This is a genomic window from Acidihalobacter sp., assembly GCF_037381185.1.
GTDB lineage: Bacteria > Pseudomonadota > Gammaproteobacteria > DSM-5130 > Acidihalobacteraceae > Acidihalobacter_A.
In genome coordinates this window covers 18,464-29,826 of the sequence record NZ_JARRQY010000039.1, presented here as the reverse complement: position 1 = coordinate 29,826, position 11,363 = coordinate 18,464, and the positions used below count along the sequence as shown (strand labels likewise).

The following is an 11,363-nucleotide window of genomic DNA, read 5'->3' as shown; positions in this document are numbered from 1 at the left end:
CCCTACGGGCAACCTCGCGAACGCACCCCTGAACGGGGCCCGCAGTCATTCGCCGTCCAGGCGAAAGGCTGCTTGGCCGGCGTCCTGCCGGCCATCCCCGCCCAGGCGCACGTTCGCGAAGCAAGCGATCAGGGGGGACTAAACGTCAAAACCGGGCGAGTCCGAAGCTGAATCGTTCTGAGTCAGTTTGATAGCAGATCAAGCGTTTGGGATACGTTCTGTTTTGACTCCCCGCTTCCCGTTTGGCCTTGCCTCGAGCGTGCGCCCCGGCGCGGGGTCGGGCGGCAGGGATGCCGCCCGAGCAGGCTTTGCCAGGATGGCAAGTGCCTGCGGCGCCCCGCGACGGGGTGTGCGCTCGAGGTCTGCCCGTAGGGACAAGGCCTTTCGGGTGCCTTTCTTTCGTACCTTTCTTTGGGCGTGCAAAGAAAGGTACTCGGGCGCGTCACTCACGTAAGACCAGCACTACCTAACGCTGATTCGCGCACGAAACGTGCCTCAGCGCCAAAAACAGGAAAAACTCCCACCGAGTCACCAACAGAAACGACATACCTCGAATCGCGCACGAAGCAGATCCTAGCCACCAGAAGAAAACGCTGCTCCTCGCGCCACACCCGCTAGCGTCCAACCCCAGCCCTAGCCACCGCCCACACCTCAACCCGCTTCACCCCAGCCCGGCGCAACAACTTGGCGATCTCGGACACGGTCGCTCCAGTGGTCATCACATCGTCGATCACGGCCACCGACTCCGGCAGGCGGACACCCTCGCGCAAAGCAAACGCTCCGCGCACGTTTTTCAGCCGCTGCTTGGCCGGCAGCTGCATCTGCGCAGCGGTGGCACGCACGCGCGTCAGCGCGAACGCGTCCACCCGTACTCCCCAATGACGGGCCAGCGGACGCGCCAGTTCCAGGGCCTGGTTGTAGCCGCGCTCACGCAGGCGCGAGCGATGCAGCGGCACCGGCAGCAACAGTTCGGGCGGACGGCGCTCCGACGCTTCGGCCGCCTCTATCAGCAAGGCGGAAAACAACGCCGCATGCGTCAGCCGACCACGGAATTTATATTCCGCAATCAGGCGATCCACCGGCTCGGCATAACGCAACGGCGCGAACACATCGGCATAGGGCGGCGGTTTCCTGAGGCAGCGCCCACAGACGTTCCCGCCCGAACGGATCAGCGGTCGCCCGCAGCGGCTGCAGGCGCAGGCCACGTGCGGCAGCTCTGCCGCACAAGCCGCACACAGATCACGACCCTGCGCGCCGGAAGCACCGCAAAGCACGCAAGCCCTCGGATACACGGCGTCCAGCAGTTGTCGCAACAGTCGAGGATAAACCATGGTTCGCATCTAGAATCCCCCAGCACAGCACAGCACAGCACGGGCATAGGGCCATGTAGACTATGCTATTGGTCCGGCACAGCCCGCCAGTTTCCGATCCAACATCCACAGGCTACGACATGAGCGACGCCCCCGACTTCCGCTCCTCCGAGTTCCTGCTGGAACACGTGCGCAAGACCATGGCCTTCTATCATCCACGCTGTATCGACCCGGCCGGCGGCTACTTCCAGTATTTCCGTGACGACGGCGAAATTTACGACCGTCATCATCGGCACCTGGTCAGCAGTACACGCTTCGTCTTCAACTATGCCATGGCCGCGCTCCGTTTCGGCGATCCCGCCTACCTCGACGCGGCGTGCCACGGCCTCGCCTACCTGCGCGACGTGCACCGCGACTCCGACACCGGCGGCTATGCCTGGACGCTACTCGACGGCGAGCCGAACGACCGGACCAACCACGCCTACGGCCTGGCTTTCGTGCTTCTGGCCTACGCCAGCGCCGTGCGTGCGGGCATCGCCGAAGCCCGGCCCTGGATGGACGAAACCCGTGATCTGTTGGAAACGCGCTTCTGGGACGCCGACGCCGGCCTCTACCGGGACGAGGCCGACGCCTCCTGGTGCTTCACAGCCTACCGCGGACAGAACGCCAATATGCACATGTGCGAAGCGCTGCTGACCGCCTACGAGACCAGCGGCGAACAGCTCTACCTAGACCGCGCGCTGAGCGTCGCCGACCACATGACGCGCCGTCAGGCCGCCAAGGCCGGCGGTCTGGTCTGGGAACACTACAACACGAACTGGGAACCCGATTGGGACTACAACCTCGACAACCCCAAACACCTGTTCAGACCATGGGGTTTCCAGCCCGGACACCAAACCGAATGGGCCAAACTGCTGCTGATCCTGGAGCGACACGCGCCGCGCGATTGGCAACTGCCGACCGCACAGCATCTGTTCGATACCGCACTCGCCCGAGCCTGGGACCCCGAGTACGGCGGTATTTGTTACGGCTTCGCACCCGACGGTTCCATCTGCGACGACGACAAATATTTCTGGGTTCAGGCCGAGTCGCTGACTGCCGCCGCTGTGCTCGCGACGCGCAGCGGCGACGTACGCTACTGGGACTGGTATGACCGCATCTGGAACTACGCTTGGGCGCACTTCGTCGACCACGAATACGGCGCCTGGTATCGCATTTTGCGGCGCGACAACAGCAAGTACAGCGACGAGAAGAGTCCGGCGGGTAAAGTCGACTACCACACCATGGGCGCCTGTTACGAAGTGCTTGGTCTGCTGGACCGTCAAACATCGGACTGACCCGCGACCGCACTCGAACAGCGACTGCCCGATCCTCAAACTGCCCTTCGTGGGGAGAAAAGCCTCACCGTATCCGCCGCGCGGGAAGGAGGCGGATACGCTTGTCTATAGTTATCCCGTCGATAAAACTTACAATATCGTAATAATTCGACAGCAAGACTTTACTCTCATGCTCGATAAAAATTATAACTAATTGATTTTTAATTAAATTAAATTCCATCCCTCATGCCTGGCTCGCAATATGCTTACTCTCCATACAGGCGATCCACGATGATCTCCGCACATAACGTAATAGAGACTTTTCTGTAGTCCGGCCTGAATTGGGGGGGCCTCCACATGAAACGCATACTTCTTATTGCAATTGCCGCATTTGCACTCGTCGCCGCCAACGCTGCGCGCGCCGTACCGGTCGACCTCGAACTCGCACTGCTGGTCGATGTCTCGGGCAGCGTGAGCAGCACCGAGTACAACCTGCAGAAAACGGGCTACATCAATGCCTTCAACAACGCAACCATCCAGAACCTGATCGCGGGACTGCCGGGCGGGATCGCCGTTACCTATGTCGAGTGGTCAGGCGCTAGTCAGCAGTCTCAGCTCGTGGGCTGGAGCCAGATCACGGATGCGACCAGTTCGAGCGCTTTTGCCTCGGCCATCTCCTCGACCAGCCGCGCCTTCTCCGGCCAAACCGCACCGGGCAGCGCCGTCAACTACGCTGTGCCGCTGTTCAGCAACAACGGCTACGAGGGCAGCCGCTGGGTCATCGACGTGTCAGGTGACGGCACTCAAAACGATGGAACCGACACCGCGGCGGCGCGCAACAACGCGCTGACTGCCGGTGTGGACACGATCAACGGCCTACCTATCGGCAGTACCGGCCTCACCACCTGGTATCAAAACAACATCGTTGGCGGAACGGGGGCGTTCCTGATCGCTGCAAACAGCTTCTCCGACTTCCAGAACGCCGTCTACCAGAAGCTGTATCGCGAGATTCACGGTGGCGACGTGCCCGAACCGTCCTCGCTGGGCATGCTGGGCTTCGGTCTGATGACACTGGTCGGCTTTGTGGCGCTGCGTCGGCGCATGCTCTGATCCCGAGTGTCGGATCGCTTTACGCTTCGGCGGCGGCCTTCGGGCCGCCGTTTTCGTTCTAATTAGCCTCGCCCGTCAGGCGTCCGGGTAGATTTCCTCGTCCTCCTGCGCCAAACCATCATCCAGCGTTACCCAGGCCAGACGACTTCCGACCCAAATATGCCGATCCGGCGGATAATGGTCGGCATCATCCAGCGTGCTCACGCTGACGTCTATCGTGTCCGGCGAAAGCGCCGTCCAAAGCGCCAACTGCGCGCCGCAATCCGAACAGAAATAGCGATCGCTGCCTGCCAATGCGCTGTAGCGGCGCGCTTCGCCCGCAGTCCAGCGAAAAGCCCCAACGGGCACTGTTGCCCAGGTCACATGCGTGCCCCCCGTGGTGCGGCGGCATATCGAACAGTGACAGACGGCAACGTCTGCCAGCGCCTCCAGGTCTATCGCGTAGCGGCATGAGCCGCAGTGACAGCCTCCCTCAAGCATCGTCGTCTCCCCATCTCCAATTCGGCCAGAGATTGGCACCAAACCTCGATCGCCTCAACATAAGACCGCCCTAATACAGCTTAAAATATCAATAGTGATGTTTGATACTTGATTATGGATTTACGGAATTCCATAATTAATTTTTCAAAATATCCGATTACGCACCGCAATGATCACCGCCAGCCAAATGCGAGCCGCCCGCGCGCTGCTCGGAATCGACCAGCGGCAGCTTGCCGAAGCTGCGGGATTGTCCCTGCCCACCATCCAGCGCATGGAAGGCAGCGAAGGTCAGGTCCGCGGCAACGTCGAATCGCTGGTGCGGGTGGTGGATGCACTGGACCGCGCCGGCTTGGAACTGCTCGGCGAAGGCGCCAGCAGCACCGCAGGCGGACGCGGCGTCCGCCTCAAGGCACCCGCCTCCGACAACGGCGAGGCTAACGCCTGAAACGATTATGGACGCGGTATGGACATCGGCAACGGCTTCGCTAGGACTGGCACTCGCCTCGTCCTTGGCGAGCTTGCCGGCCACTGCGCAACGCCCCGGCCTGCTGCGTCGGCTGGCACTGCCGCTGTTCGCCCTGGCCGGGCTGAGCGCACTGGTCTGCGGGATGATGGTGCTGGCGAGCGGCGAAAGCGCCACCGTGCAGTTGCCGCTCGGCCTGCCCTGGCATCCCTGGCGTTTGCACGTGGATGCTCTTGCCGGCTTCTTCCTCAGCCTGATCGGCGCCCTGACGCTAGCCGTCGGCATCTACGGCATGGGCTATGTACGCGATTTCGAGCGCGGCCGCGACCCGCTATCCGCGCTGGGCTTTTTCTCCGGCCTCTTTTTGCTCGGCATGCTCCTGGTGGTACTGGCCGACGGCGCCTTCATGTTCATGGTCGCCTGGGAGCTGATGACCCTGGCGAGCTACTTCCTCGTCGCCTTCCAGCACGACAACGCCAGCAACCGCCGCGCCGCCTTCCTCTACCTGCTCATGGGCCACATCGGCGGGCTGTGCATCCTGCTGGCCTTCGGCGTGCTGGCTAACTTCGGCGGCGGTTTCGGCTTCGACGCTCTGCGCGCCGCACATCCGTCGTTCCTGTGGGCCAGCGTGGCCTTCTCCCTGGCCTTCGCCGGCTTCGGCATGAAAGCCGGCCTGGTACCGCTGCACGCCTGGCTGCCCGAGGCGCATCCCGCCGCGCCCTCGCACATCTCCGCGCTGATGTCCGGTGCCATGCTCAAGGTGGCGGTCTACGGCTTTCTGCGTTTCGTCTTCGACCTGCTGGGGCAGACGCACTGGCAGTGGGGGGTCGGCGTGCTGCTGATCGGCTGCGCCTCGGCGCTGATCGGCGTACTGTTGGCGCTGATGCAGAGCGACCTCAAGCGCCTGCTCGCCTACTCCTCGGTGGAGAACCTGGGCATCGTGTTCATCGGCATCGGCCTCGCACTGATCTTCCTCGGCACCGGCCACCGCCTGCTCGGCACGCTGGCGCTGGTCGCCGCGCTCTACCACGCGCTCAACCACGCCCTGTTCAAAGGGCTGCTGTTCATGGGCGCCGGCGCCATCCTGCACAGCGCGCACGAACGTGACCTCGACCAGATGGGCGGGCTGCTGCGGCGCATGCCGTGGACGGGCAGCTTCTTCCTCGTCGGCAGCCTGGCCATCGCCGGCCTGCCGCCGCTCAACGGCTTCGTTTCGGAATGGCTTACCTTCCAGGCCGCGCTGCAGACCTGGCAACTGGAGAGCGGGCTGCTGCGCACGCTCATTCCGGTCGCCGCTGCGGTGCTGGCGCTCAGCGCGGCGCTGGCCGCAGCAGCCTTCGTCAAGGCCTACGGCACGGCCTTCCTCGGTCAGGCGCGCACCCGCCACGTGCGTCGTGCCCGCCAGGTACCGCTGAGCATGCGCATCGGACAGGGTCTGCTCGCCGCACTGTGCGTGGCCGCCGGCGTATTCCCTACCACGATCATCGCCTGGATCGAAAAAGTCCCGCATGAGCTGCTCGGCACCCAACTGCCGCAGGTCGGCGCGCAGGGCTGGCTGTGGCTCACGCCGATCGCGCCGGCCACCGCGAGCTACAGCGCTCCCGTCGTGCTGATCGCGCTGCTGCTGCTCTCGGCACTGGCGGCCGTCGCCGTCAGGCGCGGCGCGGTGCGCCGCATCCGGCGCAGCGACGCCTGGGACTGCGGCTTCGCGCCGCCGAACGCGCACATGCAATACACCGCCACCGCCTTCGCCCAGCCGCTGCGCCGTGTGTTCACGCCGCTGCTGCACATCGACGAGAGCGTCGAGCCGAGCGGCGAGACCACCGTGCGCTACCGCCTGCGGATCGCAGACCGCAGCTGGGCATTGTTCTACGCACCACTCGCGCGCTGGCTCGACCGCCTGACGCGTCTGGTCACCCGCCTGCAGGCGGGCAGCCTGCGCGTATACCTCGGCTGGACCCTGGGCACGCTGCTCCTGCTGCTCTGGTTGGTGACTCTGTGAACACCGTCGACCTCGCACTGGCCGCCGTGCAGGCACTCGTCTACCTGCTGCTCGCGCCGCTGCTGGTGGGCTGGGTGCGCAAGGCCAAGGCGGTGCTGCAGAACCGCCGCGGCGCCTCGGTACTGCAGCCGGCGCGCAATCTGCGCAAGCTGTTCGCCAAGGAAGCACGTGTGGCGCACACCGCCTCGCCGCTGTTCCGGGTCACGCCCTATATCGTCTTCACCGCCACTTGGCTCGCCGCCGCCGCGGTGCCGCTCATCGCCACAAAGTTGCCGACCGCTACGGTCGCCGACGTCATCGTCGTCGCCGGTCTGCTTGGCCTGGCACGCTTCTTCATGGCGCTGGCCGGCATGGATGTCGGCACCGCCTTCGGCGGCATGGGCGCAAGCCGTGAGATGATGGTCTCGGGGCTGGCCGAACCGGCCCTGCTCATGGCCGTGTTCACGCTGGCCATGTCCGCGCACAGCACCAACCTCGCCGGCATGGTCGATCACCAGCTGGCCGGCGGCTCGCTGCTGCTGCCGTCCACGCTGTTCGCCCTCGGCGGGCTGGTGCTGGTAGCCATCGCCGAGACCGGCCGCATCCCGATCGACAATCCCAGCACGCATCTCGAACTGACCATGATCCATGAAGCCATGGTGCTGGAGTACTCCGGCCGTCACCTGGCGCTGCTGGAATGGGCCGCGCAGCTGCGCCTGATGCTCTACGGCGCGCTCATCGCCAACGTCTTCTTCCCCTGGGGCATCGCCACGACGCCCACGCTATCGGCGCTGGCTGCCGGTGCACTGGCGATCGTCGCCAAGCTGGCGCTGCTCGGCCTGTTGCTGGCGGTGGCCGAGACTGTGCTGGCCAAGAAACGCCTGTTCCGGGCGCCGTCCTTCCTCAGCCTCGCCTTTCTGCTGGCCCTGCTCGGCCTGCTCAGCCACGTGATCCTGGAGCAGGGACTGTGAACCTGCCGCCGCTGCATTCCATCGTCCTGGTGCTCGCCGCGCTGGCCCTGTTCGCCTCCTTCGCCCTGCTCGCGCAGCCGCGGCTGCAATCTGCGATCCACGCCTTCGCCTGGCAGGGCGCGCATGTCGCCGCGGTCACGCTCATAGTCGCGATCGCCGACCACGCGCCGGAACTCTACTTCTCCGCCGCGCTCACCTTCGCCCTCAAGGCGCTGTTGATCCCGTGGATGCTGCATCGCCTGGTGCGTCGCCTCGGCCTGTCACGCCAGCGCGACGAACTCGCCCACCCCATCCTCGCCGCCGGCGCCGCCGTCGGTCTGGTGGTGTTCAGCTACTGGCTGGTGCTGCCCATCGTGCAGCAGGGCCTGGAGTTCACGCGCAACATCGTCGCCATCAGTCTGGCGGTAGTGCTGGTCGGACTACTGATGATGGTCGTGCGCCGCCAGGCGGTGGTGCAAGTGCTTGGCTTCATGTCCATGGAGAACGGCCTGTTCCTCGCCGCGGTGAGCGCCACCGGCGGCATGCCGCTGGTGGTGGAGCTGGGCGTGGCCTTCGACGTGCTGGTCGCCATGGTGCTGTTCGGCGTGTTCTTCTTCCAGCTTCGCGAAAGCATCGACTCGCTGGACGTCGACCACCTCAACCGCCTCAGCGAGGCCGAGGAAGAACGGCCGTGAGCGCGCTGCTGCTGACCACCTTCACGCCGCTGGCCGGCGCGCTGCTGCTGGCTCTGCTGCGCCGCGACCGCCTCGCCGGCTGGGTCAACGTGGCACTGGGCGCGCTGTCCTTCGCCGCCTCCGCCGTGCTCGCCTGGCAGGTCGCGCAGCATGGCGTGGTCGCCGGATTCGGTCTGCGCGTGGACGCCTTCAACGTGTTCCTCGTGGTGCTGACCAGCTTCGTCGGCCTGACCACCTCGATCTTCTCGCGCCCCTACATGCAGCACGTGCTGCACACGCGCCTGACCGGCCCGCACGGGCTGCGCCTGTACCACGCCATGTACCAGAGCTTCATGTTCACCATGCTGCTGGCGCTGACCACCAACAACCTCGGCGTGCTGTGGGTGGCGGTCGAAGGCGCCACTCTGAGTACCGTGCTGCTGGTCTCGCTATACCGCACGCCGGAGTCGGTGGAAGCGGCGTGGAAGTACTTCATCCTCTGCGGCGTGGGCATCGCGCTCGCCCTGTTCGGCACCGTACTGACCTATTTCGCCGCCCAGCACGCCCTGCCCGACCCGGCCCAGGGGTTGAACTGGAGCGTGCTGCACGCGCACAGCTCACAGCTGCAGCCGGCGGTGATGAGTATCGCCTTCGTCTTCCTGCTGGTTGGCTACGGCACCAAGGTCGGCCTGGTGCCCATGCACCAGTGGCTACCCGACGCGCACTCCGAGGGCCCCACGCCGATCTCGGCGATCCTCTCCGGACTGCTGCTCAACGTCGCCCTGTACGCCGTGGTGCGGCTCAAAATGCTGGTCGACGGCGCGCTCGCCGACACCGCCACGCCACACCTGGCCGGCCATCTGCTGATGGGCTTCGGCGTGGTCTCGTTCCTGGTCGCCGCGCTGTTCCTGCACCGCCAGCGCGACGTCAAGCGGCTGTTCAGCTACTCCTCCATCGAACACATGGGGCTGATGACCTTCGGCTTCGGCCTGGGCGGGCCGCTGGCGACCTTCGCCGCGCTGCTGCACATGCTGGTGCACTCGCTGACCAAGTCGGCCATCTTCGTCACCGTCGGTCATGCCGTGCACATCGCCGGCACCCAGTCCATCGACCACATCCGCGGCCTGATCCGCACCCAACCCGGCGTCGGCTGGCCGCTGCTCGTCGGCGTGGTGGCGATCGCCGGCTTCCCGCCCTTCGGCATCTTCACCAGCGAGTTCCTGCTGCTCACCGCCACCCTGCACTCCGCACCCGTATTCGCCGCCGTGCTGCTGCTCGGCCTGGTGGTCGCCTTCGCCGGCCTGTTCCGACATCTGCACCCCATGGTCTACGGCGCCGCGCCGGCCGAACAGCGCCCGGTGAAGGCCAACATGCTGCCGGTCGTACTGCACCTCGCCCTGGTGCTGTGGCTGGGTCTGGCTATCCCCGGCCTGCTCGCGCACTGGCTGGACAGCGCCACCCAACTGATCGCCGGAGCCCATCTGCTATGAGCCGCTTCGCCTGGCTGCCGGACTTCCGGGCCCGCCTGCAGGCGGCCGGCATCGACGCGCACGACGTTCCCGTTCCGGCGCCCACGCAAAGCCTCGCGCTCGCCTCCGCCGACTGGGGACCCGCCGCCGCCGTCGCCGCCGAGCACGGCTGCCGCTGGGCCGGCATGTGGGCCGATGCCGATGCAGAGCACATGCGGCTCTACTGCGTGCTGGAATACGCCGGCGACCATCTGCTGCTGAGCGGAGAAACGCCGCTCACGGCCCCCGAATTCACCTCGCAGACGCCGCACTACCCCGCCGCCGACCGCCTGGAGCGCCACGCGCGCGACCTGTTCGGCGTGGTCTTCACGGACCACCCGGACGCGCGCCGCTGGACCCGCCACCGCGCCTGGCCGGAAACCCGGCACCCGCTGCATCCCGACGCCTCGGCCGACGCCCCGGCGCCGGGCCGCACGCCGGCCGACGCCGACTACCCGTTCGTTCCCCTGCAGGGCAACGGCGTGTTCGAGATCCCGGTCGGCCCAGTGCACGCCGGCATCATCGAGCCCGGCCACTTCCGCTTCCACGCCGCGGGCGAACCCGTGCTGCGCCTGGAGGAACGTCTGGGCTACGTGCACAAGGGCATCGAACATCTCGCCGTGGGTCGCGACCCCGCCGCACTCGCGCGTCTGGCCGCGCGCGTCTCCGGCGACAGCGCGGTGGCCCACGCCTGGGCCGCCTGCCAGGCCATGGAGCACGCCGTGGCCGCCCGCGTACCGCCACGCGCACTGGCGCTGCGCGGCCTGCTCGCCGAACGCGAGCGCGTCGCCAACCACCTCGGCGACATCGGCGCGATCTGCAACGACGTCGGCTTCGCCTTCGCCCATCTGCAGACCGCGCGCCTGCGCGAGCGCTGGCAGCGCCGCAACCGCGACTGCTTCGGCCACCGCCTGCTGATGGACAGCATGGTGCCCGGCGGCGTCGCCCGCGATCTCGGCGCCGCGCAGATCGCAACGCTAGGCGCCGACCACACCGCCCTGCGCCGCGAGCTGACACCACTGTTCGACATCCTCGACGATCACCCGCCGCTGGAAGACCGCCTGGTCGGCACCGGCGTGCTGAGCGCGGAGGATGCCAAGGCGCTGGGCTGCGTCGGCTACATGGGCAAGGCCAGCGGGCAGAGCTTCGATCTGCGCCGCGACGCCCCCTACGCGCCCTACGACGAACTACAGGTGACAGCGGTGGCGGAAACCGAGGGCGACGTCGCCGCGCGGGTGCGCGTGCGCATGGCCGAACTGCTCGACAGCCTGGACCTGATGGACCGGCTGCTGGACACCCTGCCGGGGGGAGAGATCGTCGCCGAGCTGCCCGCCGCGGCGCCCGGTGCGCAGGGACTCGGGCTGGTGGAAGGCTGGCGTGGCGAAACGCTGGCCTGGGTACGCTTCGGCGACGAAGGGCACATCGCCCGCTACTTCCCGCGCGATCCGAGCTGGTTCGCCTGGCCGGCGCTGGAGCGGCTGATCCACGGCAACATCGTGCCGGACTTCCCGGTGTGCAACAAATCGGTCAACGGTTCCTATTCAGGAGTCGACCTGTAGTGAAACGGTAGA

10 protein-coding genes are annotated in these 11,363 nt (G+C 66.2%); 8 read left to right on the top strand and 2 right to left on the bottom strand.

All coding sequences use genetic code 11. The features are described 5' to 3' along the window. Positions 1–614 precede the first annotated feature (614 nt). On the bottom strand, positions 615–1,340 hold the full coding sequence (locus P8014_RS13850) for a ComF family protein (protein ID WP_337817917.1): 726 nt from the start codon (positions 1,338–1,340) through the stop codon (positions 615–617). Positions 1,341–1,450: 110 nt separating this feature from the next. Between P8014_RS13850 and P8014_RS13845 the strand changes: the two genes are divergently transcribed. Both P8014_RS13845 and P8014_RS13840 read left to right on the top strand, forming a co-directional pair. Further along, on the top strand, positions 1,451–2,647 hold the full coding sequence (locus tag P8014_RS13845; RefSeq protein ID WP_337817916.1) for an AGE family epimerase/isomerase: 1,197 nt from the start codon (positions 1,451–1,453) through the stop codon (positions 2,645–2,647). 336 nt (positions 2,648–2,983) lie between these two features. Next, entirely contained in the window at positions 2,984–3,736 is a 753-nt protein-coding gene (locus P8014_RS13840) for a DUF1194 domain-containing protein (RefSeq protein ID WP_337817915.1), read from the top strand. 75 nt (positions 3,737–3,811) lie between these two features. On the opposite strand, the gene P8014_RS13835 is transcribed toward P8014_RS13840, so the two are convergent. Then, positions 3,812–4,216, bottom strand: coding sequence for a GFA family protein (locus P8014_RS13835; protein ID WP_337817914.1), 405 nt, complete (start codon positions 4,214–4,216; stop codon positions 3,812–3,814). A 169-nt stretch (positions 4,217–4,385) separates the two neighbouring features. Between P8014_RS13835 and P8014_RS13830 the strand changes: the two genes are divergently transcribed. From P8014_RS13830 to P8014_RS13805, 6 genes are read left to right on the top strand one after another with little or no spacing between them, the layout of a single operon-like run. Next, on the top strand, positions 4,386–4,661 hold the full coding sequence (locus P8014_RS13830; RefSeq protein ID WP_337817913.1) for a helix-turn-helix transcriptional regulator: 276 nt from the start codon (positions 4,386–4,388) through the stop codon (positions 4,659–4,661). A 7-nt stretch (positions 4,662–4,668) separates the two neighbouring features. Continuing rightward, complete coding sequence (gene hyfB, locus P8014_RS13825) at positions 4,669–6,681, top strand: hydrogenase 4 subunit B (RefSeq protein WP_337817912.1); 2,013 nt, start codon at positions 4,669–4,671, stop codon at positions 6,679–6,681. After that, positions 6,678–7,631 carry an NADH-quinone oxidoreductase subunit H gene (locus tag P8014_RS13820; RefSeq protein ID WP_337817911.1) on the top strand — a complete coding sequence of 318 codons (954 nt, stop codon included), beginning with the start codon at positions 6,678–6,680 and terminating at the stop codon, positions 7,629–7,631. Before hyfB ends, P8014_RS13820 begins: the two co-directional genes overlap by 4 nt. Beyond that, positions 7,628–8,305 (top strand): formate hydrogenlyase, encoded by a 678-nt coding sequence (locus P8014_RS13815; protein ID WP_337817910.1) that lies wholly within the window; start codon positions 7,628–7,630, stop codon positions 8,303–8,305. The genes P8014_RS13820 and P8014_RS13815 overlap by 4 nt, the downstream gene beginning before the upstream one ends. Further along, on the top strand, positions 8,302–9,774 hold the full coding sequence (locus P8014_RS13810; protein ID WP_337817909.1) for a hydrogenase 4 subunit F: 1,473 nt from the start codon (positions 8,302–8,304) through the stop codon (positions 9,772–9,774). Before P8014_RS13815 ends, P8014_RS13810 begins: the two co-directional genes overlap by 4 nt. Then, on the top strand, positions 9,771–11,351 hold the full coding sequence (locus P8014_RS13805) for an NADH-quinone oxidoreductase subunit C (protein WP_337817908.1): 1,581 nt from the start codon (positions 9,771–9,773) through the stop codon (positions 11,349–11,351). Before P8014_RS13810 ends, P8014_RS13805 begins: the two co-directional genes overlap by 4 nt. Positions 11,352–11,363: the final 12 nt, after the last annotated feature.